General features: G+C 69.0%; 15 protein-coding genes. 8 read left to right on the forward strand and 7 right to left on the reverse strand.

What is annotated here, in order from left to right; all coding sequences use genetic code 11:
- Positions 1-2: 2 nt before the first annotated feature.
- Positions 3-164 (reverse strand): hypothetical protein, encoded by a 162-nt coding sequence (locus SD37_RS43710; RefSeq protein WP_236725338.1) that lies wholly within the window; start codon positions 162-164, stop codon positions 3-5.
- A gap of 27 nt (positions 165-191) precedes the next feature.
- On the opposite strand from SD37_RS43710, the gene SD37_RS11090 reads away from it, so the two are divergent.
- Positions 192-1,691 carry an acetylserotonin O-methyltransferase gene (locus SD37_RS11090; RefSeq protein WP_236725339.1) on the forward strand — a complete coding sequence of 500 codons (1,500 nt, stop codon included), beginning with the start codon at positions 192-194 and terminating at the stop codon, positions 1,689-1,691.
- 60 nt (positions 1,692-1,751) lie between these two features.
- Here the strand turns inward: SD37_RS11090 and SD37_RS11095 are convergent, their stop codons facing one another.
- Entirely contained in the window at positions 1,752-2,996 is a 1,245-nt protein-coding gene (locus SD37_RS11095) for an MFS transporter (protein ID WP_052674964.1), read from the reverse strand.
- Between the two features lie 455 nt (positions 2,997-3,451).
- Between SD37_RS11095 and SD37_RS11100 the strand changes: the two genes are divergently transcribed.
- Entirely contained in the window at positions 3,452-3,913 is a 462-nt protein-coding gene (locus SD37_RS11100) for a hypothetical protein (RefSeq protein WP_145926600.1), read from the forward strand.
- Between the two features lie 73 nt (positions 3,914-3,986).
- Here SD37_RS11100 and SD37_RS11105 read toward each other — a convergent pair whose 3' ends face one another.
- Positions 3,987-4,607, reverse strand: a complete 621-nt coding sequence (locus SD37_RS11105; RefSeq protein WP_044851675.1) for a hypothetical protein — start codon at positions 4,605-4,607, stop codon at positions 3,987-3,989.
- A 457-nt stretch (positions 4,608-5,064) separates the two neighbouring features.
- On the opposite strand from SD37_RS11105, the gene SD37_RS11110 reads away from it, so the two are divergent.
- The 4 genes from SD37_RS11110 (at position 5,065) to SD37_RS11125 (ending at position 8,770) form a co-directional block, all read left to right on the forward strand.
- A complete protein-coding gene (locus SD37_RS11110) occupies positions 5,065-5,472 on the forward strand; it encodes a hypothetical protein (protein WP_044851674.1) in 408 nt (135 codons plus the stop codon).
- Positions 5,473-6,361: 889 nt separating this feature from the next.
- Entirely contained in the window at positions 6,362-6,889 is a 528-nt protein-coding gene (locus tag SD37_RS11115) for a hypothetical protein (RefSeq protein WP_065912801.1), read from the forward strand.
- Between the two features lie 326 nt (positions 6,890-7,215).
- Positions 7,216-7,530 carry a hypothetical protein gene (locus tag SD37_RS11120; protein WP_037310411.1) on the forward strand — a complete coding sequence of 105 codons (315 nt, stop codon included), beginning with the start codon at positions 7,216-7,218 and terminating at the stop codon, positions 7,528-7,530.
- 31 nt (positions 7,531-7,561) lie between these two features.
- Positions 7,562-8,770 (forward strand): C40 family peptidase, encoded by a 1,209-nt coding sequence (locus tag SD37_RS11125; RefSeq protein WP_044851672.1) that lies wholly within the window; start codon positions 7,562-7,564, stop codon positions 8,768-8,770.
- 106 nt (positions 8,771-8,876) lie between these two features.
- Here the strand turns inward: SD37_RS11125 and SD37_RS11130 are convergent, their stop codons facing one another.
- On the reverse strand, positions 8,877-9,290 hold the full coding sequence (locus tag SD37_RS11130; RefSeq protein WP_044851671.1) for a hypothetical protein: 414 nt from the start codon (positions 9,288-9,290) through the stop codon (positions 8,877-8,879).
- A gap of 233 nt (positions 9,291-9,523) precedes the next feature.
- Between SD37_RS11130 and SD37_RS11135 the strand changes: the two genes are divergently transcribed.
- Positions 9,524-10,096 (forward strand): sigma-70 family RNA polymerase sigma factor, encoded by a 573-nt coding sequence (locus SD37_RS11135; RefSeq protein WP_236725340.1) that lies wholly within the window; start codon positions 9,524-9,526, stop codon positions 10,094-10,096.
- A gap of 9 nt (positions 10,097-10,105) precedes the next feature.
- On the opposite strand, the gene SD37_RS11140 is transcribed toward SD37_RS11135, so the two are convergent.
- Together SD37_RS11140 and SD37_RS11145 are read right to left on the reverse strand one after the other, a co-directional pair.
- Entirely contained in the window at positions 10,106-12,535 is a 2,430-nt protein-coding gene (locus tag SD37_RS11140; RefSeq protein WP_044851669.1) for an ATP-binding protein, read from the reverse strand.
- Positions 12,536-12,638: 103 nt separating this feature from the next.
- Positions 12,639-15,935, reverse strand: coding sequence for a right-handed parallel beta-helix repeat-containing protein (locus SD37_RS11145; protein WP_044851668.1), 3,297 nt, complete (start codon positions 15,933-15,935; stop codon positions 12,639-12,641).
- Between the two features lie 145 nt (positions 15,936-16,080).
- On the opposite strand from SD37_RS11145, the gene SD37_RS11150 reads away from it, so the two are divergent.
- Positions 16,081-17,196, forward strand: coding sequence for a S8 family serine peptidase (locus SD37_RS11150; protein ID WP_044851667.1), 1,116 nt, complete (start codon positions 16,081-16,083; stop codon positions 17,194-17,196).
- A gap of 144 nt (positions 17,197-17,340) precedes the next feature.
- Here SD37_RS11150 and eccCa read toward each other — a convergent pair whose 3' ends face one another.
- Positions 17,341-21,318, reverse strand: coding sequence for a type VII secretion protein EccCa (gene eccCa, locus SD37_RS11155; protein WP_236725341.1), 3,978 nt, complete (start codon positions 21,316-21,318; stop codon positions 17,341-17,343).
- Between the last annotated feature and the right edge of the window lie 65 nt (positions 21,319-21,383).

Raw genomic sequence — 21,383 nt, forward strand, 5'->3', positions numbered from 1 at the left:
CGTTAGCCGAGTCTGGAGGACTCAAAGTGTTGAGCAGTCAAGACGAACTTCGGTTGTACAGAGCGGCCGCGCTGGCCGCCCGGTTGGCTGCCCCGGGTGCCCTCACCCGCCTTCTCGAGGATCCCGCCGCCGCTGACCTCGAGGATCGAGTCGAGTTCGCTCATGTCGCGGTCCTCGTCTTTCCTGACTCCGTGACGGATGTCCATGGTTTTCTCGCCGAGTCAGGCTTCGAGGCGGGGCCTTGTGTACCTAGCCGGGTGGTCCGGTCAAGGCTCGCAGCGCGACACAGTGTCCCCGAGGACGAACTGTCCGTCACCATCGTCCACGCGTCGCCGATCGCGGGCACAGGCGGCAACCTTGAGATCTTCATCCTTCCGTGCGGCGCGGCCGAGAGAGGCGCGCCGGGCCTCATCGAGCGTGAGCGCGCGAGGGAGGAGGAGGCCCACACCGGCTGGCTGGTCGCGGAGGGGCAACTTGAGCGAACTCGCTTGACCTGTCGAAACCTTCTCGGGATGGAACCCGACGGCGGTGGCCACAATCCCCATGACGATCCCGGCACGGGTGGCAGATCGGTGATGTATTTCAAGGCTCCGGCAGGCAACAAGGAGCGGATTCCCCGGTTCGAACTGACCGCTCGAGGGCGCCACCCGGAAGTTCTCGCCGCGCATCTGGGGGAACCGGTGTCGGAAGCCGACGAGCACACCGCGCTGTTGTCGCTCCTTGCCGGCCACTGGTCGGCCCGTGCGGTCCATGTGGCGACCGAGTTGAGGATCCCCGACGCGCTCGGAGACGACGCACTGGAGCCCGAAGAAGTGGCTCATCGCATCGGCTGCGATGCCCGCGCCACCGCACGTTTCCTGCGATTCCTCAAGAGGGTCGGGCTGGTCCGGCAGCAAGCGAACGGTCGTTACGAGACGACAGAGCGGGGCAAGCTGCTTCGTGCGGACAACCCCTTCAGTGACTTGACCAGGCTCTATGGTGGCGAGTTCTACGACGCATGGAACGACCTCGATGCGGCCTTGCGAACGGGTCGTACGGCTTTCAGCCATCGGTACGGGTTGGAACATTTCGACTACTTCGCCACCTCCCCGGGATCGTCCCGGACTTTCGACCGCGCCATGCAGGCCGTCACTCACCTGGTCGCCAAGGAACTCAGTCGCTCCGGTTCTTTCGCCGCCGGGGACACCGTGGTCGACGTCGGGGGTGGCAATGGCACACTGCTGCGAACGATCGTGAAAGATCATCCCGAGGTCTCGGGAGTGGTGTTCGACCGCGCGCACGTCATCGGCTCGGTTCCGGCCGACGATGCCGCCGGGTTCAGCGGCAGACTGGGATTCGCGGCTGGTGACTTCTTCGAGGAAGTGCCCGCGGGTGCACGAACCTATCTGCTGTCGCGAGTGCTGCACGACTGGGACGACGAGGACTGCGACCGCATCCTGCGCAACTGCCGCCGTGCTTGCGAGGCCGGCGCGAGGCTCCTGGTGGTGGAACGCCTGCTTCCCGGCGACTCGTCGAGCCGGTCGGAAGGCGATCTCGCCGAGCCGTGGGATCTGCAGATGCTCGCGGTCACCGGTGGCCGGGAGCGCGACCGGACAGAGTATGAAAAGCTTCTGCACGGCTCAGGTTTCCGGGTCGATCAGGTCATCGCGATGCCGGTGGAGCTGAATCTTCTGGTCGCCACGGCGATCTGATCGCCGAGGCGTCCGGGATACCGCCTCGGCAACGCGCGTCTCGGTTGACCTTCAAGGCACTCAGGAGGACTGGGCCGTCACCCTTCGAGCCGCTCTCGAGCTTGCCACCGATCGCGTGGAGCTCGCCGCTACTCGCATATGCAATAAACACGCGACCGTGGAGGCCAGAAAGGCGCAGACAACGGGAACGACGAAGGTGGGCCGGGCACCTATCGCATCGGCGATCTTGCCGACTGCCGCGGTGCCACCGCCGAAGCCGAGCGACAGGCTCGCCCCGAACCAGTTGAACCCCTCGGTCTGCATCGGGGCCGGAACGAATTCGTCGACCAGCTGGTACGCGTTGATGATGGTCGGAGCCATGGTGAGACCGTTGATCAGGGAACAGGTCATAAGCGCGGTCAAACTGTTCGCGGCCAAGTACAGAGCCGGGAGTAGGCCGAACGCCGAGGCGCTCAGAGCGAACCGGAGCGAAGTCGGCGCAGTCCAGTGCCGGGAGCCGTACAGGATGCCCGAGACACCGCTTCCGATCGCGAAGCAGGCGAGAACGATGCCGGCGCCTTCAGGATGGCCCAGCTCGTTGGAGCGCGCTACGAGCAGGACTTCCGCGGCACCGCAGGTGGCTCCCATCGCGACCTGGGCGACGAGCAGAAGCGGCATCCCGGGACACCGTACTGCAAGACGACGGTGCTTCCGAACGACTGCTTCCCGGATAGGCGGCTCTGTGCGACGCTGAAAGAGCAGCCAGGTCACGCCGGAGACGGTGAGCAGGAGGGCACAGGCAACGGCCAGATACGGTGACACTTGGACCGCGACGACCGCCGTGATCAAAGGACCGGTCGCGAACACGACCTCGTCCAGGACAGACTCGACCGAGTAGGCGGCGGATCGTTCGGCGGTGTGGCCGGGCCACATCGAGGCCCACCGGACGCGCACCATCGATCCGGTGTTGACAATGGAGGCACCGAGAAGCAACGCCAGTAGCAGAGTCACGAGAATCGGCGCGTCCAGAGCGACCGAGCTGATCGTCATCACGGCGAGCGCGACGTGGGCCACCATGGATATGAGCAAGGTCTTGTATTGGCCGAAACGGTCAGCGAACATCCCTGACGCCGGACTCGCGACCGCGTTGCCGATCGTCCAGCAGCCACTTACCAGTGCGGCCTTTCCGTACTGGCCGGAGGGGATCGCCAGCAGTAGCAGCAGTCCGAGTGGATAGATCCCGATATAGAACCGGGAGACCAAGCCCGCTGCGCAGAAAGCCATGGCCCCGCGCTGAACGAAAGCGCTTCGGTAGGCGGTGAACAATCGGGACCTCCAGGCTCGAAGTATTCGGTCGCCAGACGGAAGAACAAAGTGGACGGCAGTGAACCCGTCGACAGCACGATGCTTCTCCGCGCGAGCACGTGTCGAACAGGATTCGATTCGCCGGCTGGAACATGGTGTGGCGTAAAGCGCGGCCCATGAGCCGGGTCAGGTCGCAGGTGACGTAGGCCCGCAAGAGAAGCGCCGGTCTTCAGTCTGGACGCACATTCGTGGGAGTTGGGCCGGTTTGCCTGTTGTTGGCTGGATAGTGCCCCGAGGTGCAGCTTTTCACCGCTGCCGGCCGCGATGGGGCACAGTATGGACGATGGCGATGTCCGCGACGAGGCAAAGGTGCAGGTTGCCCTGCAGTCGGTCGGGCCGCTGCTGCGAATGGCGAAATTCGAGTTGTATTCCTGTCCTGGTGATACATGTCAGCAAAGGAAGCGATCTTGACATCCGTGTCTGTGACTCCAGTCCGCACAATCGTGATGTCGCTCGGCCTGGCCACGCTGACAGCGCTGGTGCTCAACGCGGTTATCGCGTTGGTGGCGAAGAGATTCGACGAGCGGGGCATCGGAGTCGGACTCGCTTCCGGCGAGTATCTCCCGCTCACGCTGCTCGGGATCGTGATCGGAACCGTTGGCTGGTCCCTGGTGGCACGATTCACGGTGCGAATATCACGAGTGGTAGTCCCGTTTTCGCTCGTGGTCAGCTGGGTTCCGGATATGCTCTTGTTCCAATCCGGAGCGACAGCAGCAAATGTCATCGGGCTTATGCTCATGCATGTCGTGGTCGCCGCGGCGGTCGTCTTCGCGCTCCGCTCGGTGAAGTGGCGATCGGCCCGGTCCCCGGAGGGTGTGTCCCCGGTCAATGAACCAGTTGCCCGCCAGCTGCCGCGAGGGAGGCTCGGGGGTGATTAGTGTGCGCGGTGAGTTCCGCCCTGGCTTCCTTTGGACTGCCGTCCATCGCTCAGGAGTGATTCTCCGCGACGCCTCACGGAAGCGGCCGCCCAGTGAGGACGGCCCCGCTGGTGAGTTCAACCCGTTCACCGTTGTCGTCGAAGCCGAACATGCGCGTCGGCAGGTTCAGTGCTTCCGCTTTGGACGGGTAGCAGAAGTACAGGATCTCGCGGCAGAACGACGCGGCGTCGGGCATGACGGCGTCCTGGCAGGTGCCGAGCACGGTGAGGTCGTGCTCCTCGGCGACCCGTGCCACGGCCGACAGCACGTCGCGGCGGTGCTCCTCGCCGAGGGAATCGCCGAGTTCGTCGAGGATCAGCACCCGGCCACGTGGGTTCGGGCTCGCGAGTAGCGCTGCCAGTACGAGATGGATGCTGAAGAGCTTCTCTTGAGCCGAGTTGGTGGCGTTGTTGTAGGGGAGCATCCTGCCGCCCGGCGATCGGCGCCACAGGGGGACGACCGACCAGGTCCATGGGTCGTCGGGGTGGACCGGACGCTCGACGGTGTACTGCAACTCCGCGCCGTAGCCGTCGGGAGTCGATCGGTTGAGGTTGTCCATGGCCTTGCTGATCGCGTCCATGTTCGCCTCGATGCGGCGTTCCAGGCTGCCTTGGACGTTGTCGAGGCTTTCTTCCAGCGCGGCGAGGGTGGACATGGCGTAGTTCGCTTCCCGGTCTCGCTGGGCACGCGCGGAGGTGATCTGCTCCGTCGCGAGCTCGTCCCGCTCTACCAGCTGGGTGAGCCAGTCGTGCAGGGCGGTCGCGATGCCGGCTGAAGATCTCGACGAGGTAGTCGTTCGCGTTCTGGCTCAGCGTGTCCTGCGTGCGTCGTTCTGCTGGATCTGAAGGGTTCCTCGGATCGAGTGCGATGCAGGCATTGGCTCGTTCATCGTATTCGAGCGCGGCGTCGGTCCAGTTCAGCAAGGTGCGCGCGGCCGCGTCGTCGCCAGCGAACTCGGTGCGCCAATACTGCAGATCCAGCGCGTCCAGCCTTTGCTGCAACTGCCGTCTTGCCGACTTGGACTCGGCGATGAGCTTCTCGCTCTGACCCCTGGCCGTCTCGGCCTGCTCTAGAGCCGCCTGCGCGCTCTTGAGGTGTGCTTGGGCGCTGGTGTGAGCCTGCAGGCTGGTGTCCCTGACAGCCAGTCTCTCCTCGACATGCTGGCGTACCGCAGGCAGGTCCGTCGTCTCGATGGTCCACAGGGTGGAAGCGAGGCGCCGCCGCTCAGCCGCTGCCTGAGCGGCGGTGAGAGCCGTCTCGGCCTCGTCCTCCTGCTGCTTGGCGATGTCTGCTTCCTTATGTGCTTGTTCTTGGACTTTCTCCGCTTGGGAGAGCCGCCCCCGCAGGGACTCGATGATGTGGGCCCGGCCGGTGGTCGGCTCGGGAAAGCCGGCGATGATGGTCGCGCCGAGCGCGGCGTCGACGATGCCGGTGACCTCGTCGAACTCGGTGGGCCGTGTCCGTGTGGCGAGTTCAGCGAGGAAATCCAGCGCCTGGTTCGGGGCGGTCGCGAGCCCTGAGGGGAGAAGACGCCCGGCCTTCGCTGAACCCGCGACGACAATGGCGCCGGGAATGTCGGCGAGCGCCGTGACCGCTCGGCGGGCTGGTTCACCGGCAGTGACGCAGACTGCCGCTCGCCAGGGGTGCAACCGCGGCTCCCAGACGTCTCGATGACCGTCGGCGACCTCGATCGCGTCCATCAGGCCGATCGCTTCGACGTCGTGTTCGTTGAGCGCCGCGAGCGTGCGTGCTGCCGAGCCGGCGGTACCGAGTTTCCCTGGCCCGCACGTCGCCGAGGACCTTCTCCTCCGTGCTCCATTTCTCATCGTTGGCCAGTTCGTGTCAGGCGCGTTGAGCACGTGGACGGTGACGCGCAGACGGTCTTCGGTGTCGATCGTCGTCGGCGGTACCGACGGCGATCGACCCCTGGTCCACGGCTTCGCCGTAGACCAGGGGCACGTCGCGACAACCCCGCCCGCTTGTCTCTCCGGACGGCGGTCCGACTGCGTCCGCGATCGGTGACTGATGATTTACCGAGGATAAACCGGATCGATCGGGAGCACCCGACATCGACTAAGAGCGTGAACAAACGCAAACATCTCAGCTGAGCGCGACCGAGAACGACCAAGGACAAGACCTGCCGATTAACCGGAGGGTTCTTGGTTCGAGTCCAAGCGGGGGAGCATTGAGTTCCTTCACGAAGCCCAGGCCATTGGCCTGGGCTTCTTTGTGTCCGGGGGTAAGCCGTGGTGTTCCTGCGCCCGGTGTTGGTGACCAGTGACAAATCGCCGCACTCCGGTGGGCCGTGATTCGTGAGGTGTGACGACGACACGGCCCTTCCCGTGACGCCAGGATATTTCCTGGTTGCGGACAGGTTCGCCGCACATTCCGAAGACAAAGGATGGCGTCATGTGGTCTGCGAAGGGTGAAGGCACGGACAGGAAAATGGGCCGGGCGGCCAAGGTGTTCCGGCAGCTCGCGATCCTGCTGGGGGCGCTGCTCGCGATGGCCGGGCTCTCGGCGGCCCCGGCCTCGGCGTCGACCGGGCAGGGGGCCGCGACGTACTCGATCTCCCAAGCCCCGAACGGTGACCGCGGTGTCGCGGGCGTGGCGGCCACCACCTGCACCGTGGGCCTGAGCGCCCCGGTCCGGGCGGGTGCCGCCGAGGTGGCCGTCGACTATTCGGTCCGGTGTGACCAGGAGGTCCTGGGGATCGCGGGGTTCATCGCGATCTTCCGCGGGAACGAGGCCGTGCCGCTGGGCGGCACCGTCGACCGGTTCGACTTCGGGCTGCTCGGTGGCGGGGAGCAGATCAAGCGGCCGTGCGCCGCCGGTGTCCTCTACGGCAAGATGCGCGTGGTCGTCAACTTCAAGACCGGCGAGCCGAAGACCATCGACAGGACGTTCCTCGGCCCGGCCGCCAACATCGCCTGCTGAGCGCTTCGGCTGGTCCGTGAATGCCTCCTTGAGGGACTCTGGGTCCCTCAAGGAGGCCTTCACCGTATCCGGTCACAGACGGTGCCGGAGTCCGACGGTTCGTGGCCTGCGGGGGAGGGCGGCGCGGTAAAGTTTCGGGGTTCACGGGAGATCCGCTGGTCGACGTCGGGGAACCGAGACGCGGCCGGATGCGTCGGTGTACACGAACGGCGTCGTCGCGTTTCGGGAAACGCGCGCACGGTCGAGTGGAAGCTCATAGGCTGTGCGTAGAGCAGCGTGGGTCACGCGAGAACGGGCGCAGCCGCCGAGACTGGAGGGAACCACTCATGACTCGCCGATTCGACCCCGAACAGATCGCCTCCCTGGCCAAGAAGGTCGGCGGGCTCAAGCACGGCTTCGGCAAGACGGGCACGGACTTGGGCGAGGGCGATCCCGGCGGCGCGTTCGGAGAGCTGAGCAACGCGGCCAGCGCGGGCAAGACGGTGAAGGGGTTCTACGGCAACGTGAACGCCGAGCTGAGTGCCGCCGCGAAGCTCGTCGACGCCGCGTCCCAGGCGCTGGCGCACGCTGCGGAGCGCATGCGGAACGACGAGGCCGAGGGCGTGCACGTCCTCGGCGGCGGCAACCGTGAGCGGGATTGATCGGACGAGGACGGGACCAGGGGATTTACCGATGACCACCGCGGAACGGAATCCGGGCGCGCTTGACGACCCGTCGCACGACCGTCCGAAATCGCTGGACGCGATCGACAAACACGCGCGACAGGCGGAGAAGCTCAACGCGAGAGCGGTCAACGACCAGGCCGCGAAGGTCGGCGGAGCCGCCACCAGCGCCAATGATCTCGGGGACGATCTCAAGGTCTTCCGCGACGACGTGCTGCGGGAATGGGACGGCAAGGACGCCGACGCCGTCGCCGACCATCTCGAAAAGCTGTGCAAGGCCAGCTACAAGGTCAGCGACAAGGCCGAGGCCGCCAAGAACATCCTCCAGCGCGTGTCCGAGATCCTCGAGGACGTCAAGAAGAAGGTCGCGCAGCTCGCCCAGGAAGCCAATGACAAGGACGCGGACAATCGCGCGCTGATCGGCGCGGCCCGGCAGCGGAAGAACAGTTCCGACGACGAGAACGAGATCGCCGCGGCCGCGTCGGACATCGAACGGCTCCGGCGGCTCAACGAGAAGGACTCCAACGGGAAGAAGGAGGAGATCGAGCGGGCGCTGGACAACGCCGAGAAACAGATCGACGATCTCCTCAAACCGCTCGGCATGGAGATCGAGGGCGGTTTCCTGGAGCTGATACCCGCCGACACCGGTGAAAGCACGACGGCGAGTTCTGCCAAGCCCATCAATTCCAACGTCGGGCACGCGCCCTACGTCGGTGGCGGGGACGGCGGCGGAGGCGGCCACAGCGGCGGCGGGGGTGGCGGGGTCGCCGGGGTTCCCGGCGACGGCAGGCCGGCCAAGCCGATCGACGCCCGCGGTGACAACCCGGCCAAGATCGCCGAGCAGTTCCTCGGCCGCAACGCCGGTGACCTCAAGCGCAGCGGTGAGCTGCCCGCGATGCAGTCCTGGGTGCCCAACAACGTCAACTGCGCGAACTTCGTTTCCGGCTGCCTGGAGGCGGCGGGCCTGATCGACAAGGGCCAGGCCAGCGCCTCCGTCGCGGGCCTGACGGCCAACCTCGAAGCGGACGGCTGGCGGTCGATCCCGCTCTCCGAGGCGAAACCCGGCGACGTGGTGATCTCGAACGGCGGCGGGCACGTCGTGCTGTACGCGGGCGACGGCCAGTTCATCGGGTCGAACAACATCAACCCCGACGGTTCGCAGAAGATCAGCATGGGCGGGGGCAGCGGCCTCGTGAAGGTGCTCACCCCGCCGGGCTGAGGACGGCGGTTCGTGCCGACTTGAAGTACGTGAAGGCCCCCTTCACTGCGTCTAGCGCAGTGAAGGGGGCCTTCACGTACTTGCCTGAGGCGCCTGGGGAAGTGAGTCAGAATCCGAACACCGCGGGCGGTGCGTCGTGCTCGTCCGGCCAAGTCAGCCAAGCCACGTCGGTGGGGCCGATGGAGTGGTTGGCCAGGCGCCAGGACCGCACGTCGTTGTCGGCGCCCGTCTCGTCGGTCTTCTTGAGCAGGGCGACGTAGACGTCGGACATGACGCCGTCGGCCCGGCGAGCCTCGTAGCCGGTGCCGGCGTAGTACGGGCGACCGTAGCTGTCGGTCCCGCGCATCTGTCCCTGCACGAACGCCCACGGGCCGATGCGGTTGAGGTGTTCCACCTCCAGCCGGACCCGATCGCCGAAGGCCGCACCGAGCCGTGCCGTGGCGGCCTGGAGCACCGCTTCCCGGACCGAGTGGTCGGAGATCGGCGACGCCGGGGCGGACCGTGCGGACGGGTTGTACATCGAGCTACCTCCCAATAGCGGGCAGCGATCCGACCGACGGAAAAACGGCCGCATCAGCTGGCCCCGGTGATGCTACAGCCTCGGATGAGCCTCGTCCTGGCTTCGGGAAGGTGCGCCACGCGGGACCGGAAGAACACTCCCGTGCCGAGTTCTGCCGGTCCTTCCTCATGGCCGGGACGCACGCCGGCCGGTGGAATTGGGGCCAAGGACGCCAACTAGGCAGGGAGGTCGGCGTGGCAGGCCAACGCGGCACTCAGGTGACTTCGCTGGCGGACAGGGCACCGTCGGCCGCCGGAAACGCTTTTCTGGCGACGCTGCACGCCGAGCACCGGGATCAGTTGCTGCGCTTCACCCGGCGGCTGCTCCCGGGTGATCCGCACCGGGCCGAGGATGTCGTGCAGGAGTGCCTGTTCCGGGCCTGGCGCAACAGCGAAACGCTGACCGAGAAGGGTATTCCGCCGCGGCCGTGGCTGTTCCGGGTGGCCCGCAACCTCATCGTCGACTGGGCCCGCCGGGACAACGCCCGCCCGGTGCTGTTCGGGGACGACGACTTCGATCTGCTGCCGGGTGAGACGGACTTCGCCGACGAGGTCGTCGAACGGTGCGTCGTCGAGCAGGGGCTGGCCCAGCTGACGCCGATCCAGCGGGAGGCGCTCGACCAGGTCTACCGGCTCGACCGCACCCGGCAGCGGGCCGCCGTGACCATCGGCGTGCCGGTGGGGACGGTCAAGTCGCGGGTGCATCACGCGACCATCGCCATGACCGACGTGCTGGCCTGCCACGGGGTCACCGCGGCGGGGTGGTGACCGGCGGGTTCAAGCCGACTCGGGCACCGCGACCCCGAGTTCGGTGGCCAGCGCGTGCCCCAGCTTCCGGGCGAGCGGTGTCTCGTACCGGGCGCATTCGGCGAGGGCGTGGACCCGGTGCGCCTTGGCCTCGGCCGGTTTCCCCGCGGCCTCGGTCAGCGCCGCCAGCTCGACCATGATCTCGATCTTGGTCTCGGACCAGCGCGCTTCGGCCAGGGCGGACAGCAGTTGTTCCTCGGCTTCGTCCAGCCGGTTCGCCTTGACCAGGATCCGGCCGCGCAGGTGCTGGGCCTTCGCCACCGCGAACGTCGCGCCGTGCTTGCGGAACAGCGATTCGGCCTCGTTCAGCAGCTCCAGCGCGGTGGTGACCTCGCCGGTCGCCGCCAGGCTGTCGGCGAGCCTGGTCAGCACCATCGACAGCAGTTCGTCGTTGCCGGGCCCGCCGACCCAGCCCCGGTAGTAGGCCTCGCTCCGCCGTTGCACGGCCACGGCGCCGTCGAAGTCGCCCAGGGTGTGCAGCATGCTGCCCAGCAAGGACAGCGCGAGATGGCGGCCGTTCTGATAGTCCGCCTGCTCGAACAGCTCCACCGACCGCCTGCTCAGCTCCGCGGCTTCCCGCGGGTCGCCGAGCCGCCGGGAGATGGCGGATCCGTAGTACCAGGCCCAGGCCTGCGCCACGAGGTCGCCCGCCTCCGTCGCGGCCGCCACCGCGCGCCGGTGTGCTTCGAGTCCGGCGTGCGGATCCCCGCAGAGCGCGTAATGCGCCCACGACACGTAGTTCAGCTGTTCCCCGGCCGACCGGACGTCGCCCAGCGCTTCGGCCGCCGCCGCGCCCGCGCCGAACACCTCGCGCCAGAGCGGGCCGGTGCCGCGCAGGTCGGAGTACCAGTGCATGGCCGTGGCCAGTTCGAGTACCTGTTCGTGCGCGCCGCGCGCGGCGGCCGACCGCAGTGCCCCGCGCCAATGATGCTGCTCCCGCGCCAGCCACAGCGCCGCGGATTCCCTGTCGTGCACCGGATCGGGCCCGTCGACCGTGATCGTCACCTCGGCCCGGTCGTGATCGAAGAACTGCGCCGCCTTGGTCGCCACAGTGAGCAGCCAGTTCCGGACCCGGTCGCCCGCCGCCTCGATCTCTTCGGCCCGCTCGGTGGTCGTGAGTCGTTCCTTGGCGAAAACGCGCAGCAGGTCGAGCGTGGTGTACCGCCCCGGTGTGCCGCCGCAGCCCAGCAGACTGGCGTCGGCCAGTTTTTCCAGCGACGCCTCGACTTCGTCCTCCGGCCTGCCTGCCGCGACCGCGGCGAGTTCGACGGAGACGTCCGGGCCGTCGAGCAGGGCCAGCCGCCGGAACACGCGGGCCGTTTCGGGGGCCAGGTGCTGGTAGGAGAGGGCGAAGGCGGTGCGGATCTGCAGGTCGCCCGCGGTGAGCACGGACAGCCGCCGCCGCTCGTTCTCAAGCTGGTCGGCGAGATGCGCAATCGTCCACTGTGGACGGCTGGCCAGCCGGTTCCCGGCGATGAGCAGGGCGAGCGGTACGCCGCCGCAGAGCTGCGCCACCCGGCGCGCCGCGTCCGGTTCCGCCTGCGGCCGCCGTTTCCCGGCGATGACGCCGAGCAGGTCCACCGCCTCGTCGCCGGAGAGGACGTCGAGGGCGAGCCGGTGCCTCGCGTTCAGCCCCGCCAACGTGCTCCGGCTGGTCACCAGCACCATCGAGCCGGGGCTGGTGGTGAGCAGCGGGCGCACCTGGGCCTCGTTGGCGGCGTTGTCGAGGATCAGCAGCACTTCACGGTCGTGGACGAGCGAGTGGTAGAGCGCGAGCCGGTCTTCGGGATCGGTGGGGAACTGACGTTCGTCGAGCCCGAAGCCGCGCAGCAGCCGGTGCACGGCCCTGTCCGGGCTGAGTGGCTCGGGATCCATCCCGCGCAGGTCGAGGAACAGGCAGCCCTGGGCGAACCGGTGGGCGTGCCGGTGCCCGGCGTCCACGGCCAGCGCGGTCTTGCCCGCCCCCGGTAGTCCGTGCACCACCGCGACCTGAAGCCGGGACGACGAGGCGGAGGACTCGGCGACCTCGTCGAGGAGGCGTTGTTCGGCCTTCCGGCCGGTGAGTTCGGTGAGGTGGGGCGGCAGACCGGTGACGAGGACCGGCCGCGGCGCTTCCGCGGGGACGGCTTCTTCTTCCTTGGCGGCGACCGGCCGTCGGCCGGAGCGGGCGAGGTCGGTGAAGTCGCCCGCCTCCTTGCCGGTCAGGCCCAGTCCTTCGGTCAGCAGCTCCGCGGTGCGCCGCTGCGGGGTCCGTACCCGGCCGCGTTCCATGTCGCTGATGCTGCGGACGCTGATCCCGGTCCGTTCGGCCAGTTCCTCCTGCGTCATCGGGATGCGCAGCCGGTAGAAGCGGAGGAAGTCCCCGAACGCGGTCTTGTCCACGATGCGCAATCCTGCCATGGAGAGGGTGAACTCCCGATGGCGGAACGTCACCGACTCGCTTGCGCGCAAACGAAACCGCCCCGACGCGGAGGAATCGGTCAGGGCGGTTTCAGGACGGCGTTCAGGGAAGATCGGCTGGTGAGAGCAGGCGCAGATCCGCGACCGTCGGTGCCCCCGCGGTGCTGAGCCGCCCCGCCTGGCGGGTCATCATGTTCTCCATCACTTGGCGGGCGTAGCGGGCGTTGCCGAAGGTTTCGTCGCGTTCGACGGCGGCGAAGTGGCGGCGCAGCGCGATGACCGTCTCCGGCGCGCATTCGTAGCCGTTCGACGTGGCCATCCGGTGCACGATGGTGACGAGGTCGTCGGTGGAGTAGTTCTCGAACTCGATGTGCCGGGAGAACCGCGAGGCGAGACCGGCGTTGGACGCGAGGAACGCCCGCATCTCCGCGGAGTAGCCGGCCACGATCACCACCGTGTCGTCGCGGTGGTCCTCCATCAGCTTCACCAGGGTGTCGACGGCTTCCTGGCCGAAATCACCGCCCGTGGCCCCGGCCGGGGTCAGCGCGTACGCCTCGTCGATGAACAGCACGCCACCGCGCGCGGACTCGAACGCCTCCCTGGTCAGATGCGCGGTGTGCCCCACGTAGCGGCCGACGAGGTCGGCGCGCGCGACCTCGACCAGATGTCCCTTGCGCAGCACGCCCAGCGCGGCGAGCAGTTCGCCGTAGAGCCGCGCCACCGTGGTCTTGCCGGTACCGGGCGCGCCGGCGAAGACCAGATGGTTGCTGATCGCCGGGACCGGGAGCCCGGCCTTCCGCCGCTGCCGGGCGGTGGAGATCAGGTTCACCAGATCGTTGATCGCGTCCTTCACCCCGGCGAGGCCGATCATCGAATCCAGATTGGTCCGCAACGCGGCCAAGGTGTCCTCGTCGCCCTCCCGCGCCGCGCTCCCGGCGTCACCGGGGACGTCGGCGGCGAGCAGGAGCGACAGGCTCTGGTCGTCGGCGTCCCCGTCGCTCGCCAGCCGGAACGCCTGCCGGTCCACCATCTCCTCGAACACCTTGCGCGCGGTCCGGCCGTTGCCGAAGTCGTCGCCGCGTTCCATCTGTCCGAAGTGGACGGACAGCGCGTTCCTGGTGTCCTCGGGCACCTGGTACTGATGGGCGGCGCACATGCGCTGGACGATGGTCACCAGTTCGTCGGTGCCGTAGTTCTCGAACTCGATGGTCCTGGTGAACCGGGACGCCAGGCCGGGATTGGACTGCAGGAACGCGGACATCTCCTGCGAATAGCCCGCGGCGACCACCACGAGCTCGTCACGATGGTCTTCCATCAGCTTGACCAGGGTGTCGACGGCCTCGCGGCCGAAGTCCGGGCCGCTGCCCTTGCTCTGCGCGCTCAGGGTGTACGCCTCGTCGATGAACAGCACGCCACCGAGTGCCTTGGTGAACGTCTCGGTGGTCTTGATCGCCGTGCCGCCGACGATCTGGGCGACCAGATCGGCCCTGGCCACCTCGACGAGATGACCTTCGCGCAGCACACCCAGTTCGGCGAGGATGCTGCCGTAGAGGCGGGCGACGGTCGTCTTGCCGGTGCCGGGCGGTCCGGCGAAGATCAGATGCCTGCTGGTCGGCGGCGCGATCAGGCCGGCCTGCTCCCGCCGTCGGGCCATCTTGTTCAGGTTCACCAGGGTCTTCACCTGATGTTTGACGCCGCTGAGGCCGACAAGCTCCTCCAATTTGGCGAGCGGCCCGCCGTCGTCTTCGGCCTGCCGGGCCGGTTCGCCCGGTTCGGCGACCACCCCCGGTTCGGCGGTGGTGGCCGTCGTACCGTCGGTGTCGGCGGCGCCGTTGGCCTTGCTGGTCAGATTCTCCACCGACAGCCGGCTGCCGGGCACGGTGGCCCGGAGACCGCTCCCGGTGTTGTCGGAGGCGGTGCAGTCCACCAGGGTCACCGCCTCGGCCGACTCGATCCGCACGCCGTCGCGGCGGTTGCCGCTCACGTCGTCGGCCGTCAGCTTGGCCCGCGCACCGGCCTCGACGAGGATGCCGTGGCCGCGGGAACGCCGGACCGTGGACCGGGAGAGCATCAGCTCCCCGCCGTCCTGCACGAGTACGCCGTCCTCCCCGGCGTCGCCGATTTCGCAGTCACGCAGGGAACCGACGCCGCCGGGCCCGATCAGGACCCCGGAGCGGCCCGGCTGAAACACCCGAAGCGTGCTGACGTAAGGACTTCCGCCTTCGGAGACGCTGAGCCCGGCCTTTCCGGCGTCCCGCACCTCACAGTCTTCGACCCGGCCGCGGCCGTTGCCGGTGACCTCGATGCCGTTGCCCCGGCAGCCGTTGAGCGTCATCCGGCGGAGCAGCGGGTTGGCGGCCGCCCGCACCAGCACCCCGTGGCCCGTGACGTCCCGGATCTCCAGCCGGTCGAACTCGGCCGTCGCGCCGTCGGTGACCACCAGTCCTTCCGACGCGCCACCGCGGACGGTCGTCCGGCTGAAGGTCGGGCCGCTCGCCTCGTCGACGTGGATGCCCGCGCCGGTCGCGTCGGAGACCTCGCAGTCCTCGAACGTGCCGCGGGATCGTCCGGTGACGCGGACGCCGGCGCCACCGGACTTGGCCGTGCGGCAGCGGCGCAGCACGGGGTCGGCGCCGTCGGCCACGGTGATCCCGTCACCGGTGGTGTTGGTGGTCCGGCACTCTTCGAGCACGGGCGAGGAATGGGTGCTGATGAAGACGCCGCTCGCCGTGTCTCGCACGGTGGTGTCGATGACCTTCGTCGCGCTGTCCTCTTCGAGCGCGATCCCCGGCCGTCCGGTGGAGGAGATGTCGCAATGCTGGATGGTGCCCTGGGCCTGACCGTTCGCGCAGACGCCGTTTCCCTTGGCGTGCCGCAAGGTGCAGTCGCGGACCATCGGGTTGCCGCGTTCGGCGATCACCACGGCGGAGGTCCCCACGTGTTCGACGACGCAGTCCTCGATCGTGCTGGGGGCGGGGGAGGTGACCACGATCCCCGCGCCGCCGGGGTTGGTCACCCGGCAGCCGCGCATCGCCAGCGAACCCGAATTGCGGGCGAGCACCGCTGTCCAGGCGGCACCGATGATCTCGCAGTCCTCGACCGCGGCCTGTCCGCGTGCGACGTCGACCGCGGGCAGGGTCTCGTGCTGCCCGCGCAGGACCAGGCCGGTGAGCTTGACCGCCTCGGCCGCGAGCTGGACCGCGCTTCCCTGCCGTGCCACGACTTCCACGGTCCCGCGGGCCTCGCTGGCCGCGATGGTGACCACCTTCGTCACCACCAGCGATTCGTCGTAGCGGCCGGGAAGCACGGAGATCACCGTGCCGTTGCGCGCGTCCTCCAACGCGGCCGAAATGGTGCGATACCCCTGATCGCGGTCCACCGTGAGCACGTGCCGTGACACGAGCGCTCCCCTCGTCGTTCTGCGGGCGGTGCCCGTTGGCTCCACTCCGGACAACGCGGCAGGGGTCCGATCGGGTTCACCCGTCCGGCGAACCTGCCGGTACTTCTTCCTGGGCGGGTCCGATGGCGCGTGCTGGACTGGGACGATGAGGCGACATCTGACGGTCGCGTGCGCGACGCTCACCTTGCTGGCGAACGGCGGCCTCGCGGCGGCGCAGGACACTGAGCTCCCTCAGATCCCGCAGGCGCTGAAGGCCGGTCAGGCGTGCACCGCGTCTTCGGGCAAGCAAGCACCCGCGGTGCCCTGGCAGTTGCCCTATCTCGGCGCGGACCGCCTGTGGGCCCTGGCGACCGGGGAGGGCGTGACCGTCGCGGTCGTGGACACCGGGGTCGACGGCTCGGTCCTGCCGGTGCGGCCGGTCGGCGACGGCGGAACGGACTGCGTCGGGCACGGCACCGTCGTCGCGAGCCTGATCGCGGCGCCTCCTTCGGGCACCGCCAAGGTTTCCGGACTGGCGCCCGGCGCGAAGGTGCTCGCGGTGCGCGGTACGGACCGCTCCGGCGCGGCGACCGCGGCGAGTATCGCGGGCGGACTCGACGGCGCGGTCGCGGCGGGGGCGCGGATCATCTGCGTCGCGACGGCCGTCACCGAAGCGGATCCCGCGTTGCGGCAGGCCGTCGACCGGGCCGTCGCGGCGGGCGCGCTGATCGTGGCGGCCGCGGGCCGGGACCTGACCACGGCGCGCGACGTCCCGCCGGGCCCGTACTACCCGGCGGCGTTCCCCGGCGTACTCGCGGTGACCGCCATCGGACCGGACGGCAAGGCCGCCGCCGCGCCCGGAGTCCTTGCCGCGCCGGGAAATCTCGTGGTGGGCAAGGGCCCCGGCGGGGGCGCGGCCGTCGGCGCCGGGCCCGCGTTCGCCGCCGCGCACGTGGCGGCCGCGGCGGCGTTGATCCGGTCGTACCGGCCCGAGACGACGGCGGGCGACCTCGCCCGGCGGTTGCGGGACACCGCCTACGCGCAGGGCGGCGTCACCGTGCTCGATCCGCTCGCCGCCATGACGTCGGTCGCGACGGCGGACGGTGCCGCGGCGGTGCGCCGCGAACCCCTGATGGTGACGCCCGCGCCGGACCTCGCCCCCGCCCGGCAGGGCGCGTGGGCGGTGGTGGCCGGAGTCGCCGCCGCCGTCGCTTTGCTGGGCGCGGCCGCCGTCGTCGTCCCGCGGGGCAGGCGGCGGCGGTGGCGGGCCGGCGGTGAGTGAGCGCCGCGGACCGCAGGTGGCCGGGGTGGTCGTGAGTGGTAAGTGCCGTTAGAACGACACTTACCACTCACGACCTGGGCGGCCGGGCGAGCCGCCGGAAGCCCTGGGGACGCGGCCGGGGGTGTCCCGCGGCCCCAGGGCGGGTCACTTCGCGACGAGCGCCGCTTCGTGCGCCGAGAGCGCAGTCTGTACCACGGTCGTCCCGCGCCGTGTCGCGTACTGCGCCCGTCCCGGGGTCAGGACGCGCGGCCGCACTTCGCCGAACACGATGCCTTCCGACAGCGGGCACGAGAGCAGCATCATCGGGGTGTTGACCTCGACGAGCCGCCGCAGCAACGGATCGTTGGCGCCGCGCCCGATCCCGTTGGCGCCACGGGCGACGACGAGGTGCAGGCCCAGCGCGTTGCCCTGCGCCAGCGGGTCGAACAGCTGCTGGAAGAGGGCGTTCGACGACGACGCCACCATGTCGTAGTCGTCGATCACCACGAACACCTGGGGTCCGGTCCACCAGTCGCGCAACCGCAGGCGCGCCGGGGTGATGTCGGGGCCCGGGATCCGGGTCTGGACCGCCCTCGCGACACCGTCGATCATGTCGTGCACCGTGTCCCCGGACACCGCGTAGCCCAGCTGATAGTCCTTGGGGACGGCGTCGTACAGGCCGCGGCGGTAGTCGACCGTGATGATCCGCGCCTCCTGCGGGGAGTAGCGCCGGGTGATGCCGTCGATCACCAGCCGCAGCAGGTTCGTCTTCCCGGATTCCACGTCGCCGACGACCATCAGGTGCGGGTGGTCCTCGAAGTCGTGCCACAACGGTTCGAGACGCTGATCGTCCAGGCCCAGCGCGACCCGCATGTCCGCGTCCGGCGGCGGCAGCTCGGCCCGGTCCAGTACCGCGGGCAGCATCCGGACGCCGGGAGCGGACGGGCCGGGCCACGCCGAGGCGATCCGGTCCACCAGCGCCTCGACGTGCTCGGCGACGTCGCGTTCCACGCCGTCGATGGACGGCAGCGCGGTGAGGAAGTGCAGTTCCTTGTCGGTGAGGCCGCGGCCGGGGATCTTCGGCACGGTCGCCGCCGCGCGCATGTTGATCACCGAATCGACCGGGTCGCCGAGCCGGAGTTCGAGTTGCGTGCCGACGAGGTCGCGGACGGCGCTGACGATCTCGCTCCACCGGCTCGACGCCATCATCAGATGGATGCCGTAGTTGAGGCCGCGTGAGGCCAGTTCGACGAACGTCGGCAGCAGGTCCATGAAATCCTGCCGGATCGTGGACCAGCCGTCCACCACGAGGAAGACGTCACCGTGGCGCTGATCGGCGAAGTCCCCCGCCGCCCGCTTGCGCCGGTAGGTGGCCATGGAGTCGATGTCGTTGTCGGTGAAGAACCGTTCCCGGCGGGTCAGCAGCGCGGTGATCTCGCCGATGGTGCGGTGGATGCGTTCGATGTCCAGCCTGCCGGTCACCCCGCCGACATGCGGGAGTTTCCGCAGGCTGGTCAGCGTTCCGCCGCCGAAGTCGAGGCAGTAGAACTGGACTTCGGCCGGGGTGTGGGTGAGCGCCAGCGCGGTGACCAGGGTGCGCAGCGCCGTGCTCTTGCCGCTCTGCGGCCCGCCGACGATCGCGACGTGGCCGTCGCTGCCCGCGAGGTCGACGAGCAGCGGATCCCTGGTCTGCTCGAAGGGCCGGTCGATCAGTCCGATGGGGACGGTCAGCGCGCCGCGGCCCGGCCACTCCAGGGCGGTGAGCCCGTGTTCACGGGTTTCCACCAGCGGCGGCAGCAGTTCGTCGAGCGAGCTGGGCGCGTCCAGCGGCGGGAGCCAGACCTGGTGTGCGGGCGGGCCGGCGTCCCGGAGCCGGTCCACGGCCAGCTCCAGCAGGCTCGGCACCGAACCTTCGGGTTCGGCTTCGGCCACCGGGACCGGCTCGGGTTCGGGCACCGGTTCGGTGCGGGCGGCGAACTTCGAGGTGAACGGCACGATCTGCTGGGCCACCACCGCCTGTTCGACGTTCCGCCGCACCACGCGGTGCGGCCCGGAGACGTAGGCCGCCTTGAACCGGTCCAGCGCCGCGGTACCGCTCTTGAGGAAGCCGTTCCCCGGATCCGACGGCAGCTGGTAGGCGTCCGGCACCCCGAGTACGCCACGGCTTTCCATCGCCGAGAAGGTGCGCAGGCCGATCCGGTACGACAGATGCGATTCCAGCTGGTGGATCCGGCTTTCGTCGAGCCGCTGCGAAGCGAGCAGCAGATGGACGCCGAGCGAACGGCCGAGCCTGCCGATCATGATGAACAGGTCCATGAAGTCGCGGTGCGCCGACAACAGCTCGCTGAATTCGTCCACCACCAGGAAAAGGGTGGGCAGCGGAGCGAGCGGGGTCCCGTTCGCCCGCGCCCGCTCGTAGTCCAGCGCGGAGCTGTAGTTACCCGCCTTGCGCAGAAGTTCCTGACGCCGCACCAGTTCCCCGTTGAGCGCCTCGCGCATCCGGCCGACCAGCGCGGCCTCGTCGGCGAGGTTCGTGATCACCGCCGACGTGTGCGGCAGCCCGTCCAGCCCGAGGAAGGTCGCGCCACCCTTGAAGTCCACCAGGACGAAGTTCAGGATCTCCGACGAATGCGTGAGGGCGAGCGCCAGCACGAGGGTGCGCAGCAGCTCCGACTTCCCGGACCCGGTCGCGCCGATCAGCATGCCGTGCGGGCCCATGCCCGACTGGGCGGATTCCTTGATGTCGAGATCGACCGGGGCGCCGGTCGGACCGACGCCGAGCGGCACCCGGAGCCTGCCGCCCGCGCGTTTCGCCGCCCAGCCCGCCGCGACGTCGTAGGTCTGGATGTCGGTGATACCCAGCATGGCGGTCAGGTCGAAGTCGGCGGCCATCGGCTCGGCCGACTTCCGCCGCGCGCCGACCCGGTAGGGCGCCAGCCGCATCGCCAGCGCGGCCGCGGTGTTGAGACCGATCCCGTCCGGACGGCCGAGGTCGCCCGCGACCTCCTTGTTGTGCTGGTCGACCGTGATCAGCTTCAGCTTCCCGTCTTCGAGCCGGAGCCGCAGGGTCAGCGGATCGTCCTGAACGGACAGTGCCGACGAGAGGTCGACGACCGTCGTGTTGCGGTAGCCGTCACCGGAGAGCCGGGACGTGGGCGGCACGGTGACACCGTCCACGAACAGCATCACGCACGGTTCGTGGCTGTCGGGCAGGGCGTCCGGGTCGAAGCCGGGCCTGGTGGCGAATTCGCCGCCCAGCGCGGTTTCCAGCTCCGCGATGGACTCCACCACCAGCCGGGCTTCCCCGGCGCCGTCGGTTTCGCTGGGGTGGAGGTTGTGCGGCAGCCATTTCGCCCATTCCCAGTCGCCCCGCCGTTCCGGTGCGGTGAGGACGACGATCCGCAGTTCCGCGGGGGAGTGGAAGACCGCGAGATGCGCCATCATCGACCGGGCGAGTGCCCGGATCCGCTCGCCCTCGTCACCGGCGGCCTGCACCAGGATCCGGGCGAACGACGGCAGGAACACCGCCACCGGCTGATCGGTCACGGTGCCGTAGGCGTGGATGAACCGGCGGAGCGCGTGCGCGGACAGCGGCTCCAGATCGTCGACGGGCTTGGTGGACAACGGGTTCAGCCGCCACGCGAGCCGCTGGGGACCGCGTGCGACGCGGATCTCCCCGAAGTCGTCGTCGGCGGCGTCCCGTTCCCACATCCGGGTCGTGCCGGGCAACGACCACAGCGAGGTCGGGTCGGGATGCCGCCAGGCCAGTGCTTCCCGCTGGCGGGTCACCACTTCCCGGACCTTGCGCCGCGACTGCGCCAGATAGCGGAGGTAGTCGCGCCGGGCGTCGTTGAGTTTCTGTTTGCGTTCACCCGCGCTGCGGCCGAGCTGGCCGACCAGCATGGCCATCGACGACACCGTCATCAGCCCGGCGGCCAGATAGCTGAACGCGCCGTTCTCGCCGGGACGGACGAACAACAGCACCGTCGCCGTCGACGACAGCGCCATCGGCAGGTACATCATGACCGCGCCCGCGCTGCGCTGGACTTCGGGCAGCGTGGGCGGTTCCTGGATACTCAGCTCGCCCTCGGGCATTTCCGGTCCTGGCCGTCGCGGCCCCTTGCGGAATGTGATTACACTCAAGCCCGGATTCCTTCCCTCTCGGACGCGCTGTGGTGGCGGCTCCACAAGAGGTGACGAAATCCGAC

Source organism: Amycolatopsis orientalis (assembly GCF_000943515.2).
GTDB lineage: Bacteria > Actinomycetota > Actinomycetes > Mycobacteriales > Pseudonocardiaceae > Amycolatopsis > Amycolatopsis orientalis.

Bases quoted from the DNA above. Each gene is read 5' to 3' on its own strand.
- SD37_RS11140 (WP_044851669.1), bottom strand. From the start codon at position 12,535: ATGGCAGGATTGCGCATCGTGGACAAGACCGCGTTCGGGGACTTCCTC.
- SD37_RS11130 (WP_044851671.1), bottom strand. From the start codon at position 9,290: ATGTACAACCCGTCCGCACGGTCCGCCCCGGCGTCGCCGATCTCCGAC.
- SD37_RS11120 (WP_037310411.1), top strand. From the start codon at position 7,216: ATGACTCGCCGATTCGACCCCGAACAGATCGCCTCCCTGGCCAAGAAG.
- SD37_RS11115 (WP_065912801.1), top strand. From the start codon at position 6,362: ATGTGGTCTGCGAAGGGTGAAGGCACGGACAGGAAAATGGGCCGGGCG.
- SD37_RS11150 (WP_044851667.1), top strand. From the start codon at position 16,081: ATGAGGCGACATCTGACGGTCGCGTGCGCGACGCTCACCTTGCTGGCG.
- SD37_RS43710 (WP_236725338.1), bottom strand. From the start codon at position 164: ATGAGCGAACTCGACTCGATCCTCGAGGTCAGCGGCGGCGGGATCCTC.
- SD37_RS11125 (WP_044851672.1), top strand. From the start codon at position 7,562: ATGACCACCGCGGAACGGAATCCGGGCGCGCTTGACGACCCGTCGCAC.
- SD37_RS11105 (WP_044851675.1), bottom strand. From the start codon at position 4,607: ATGTCCACCCTCGCCGCGCTGGAAGAAAGCCTCGACAACGTCCAAGGC.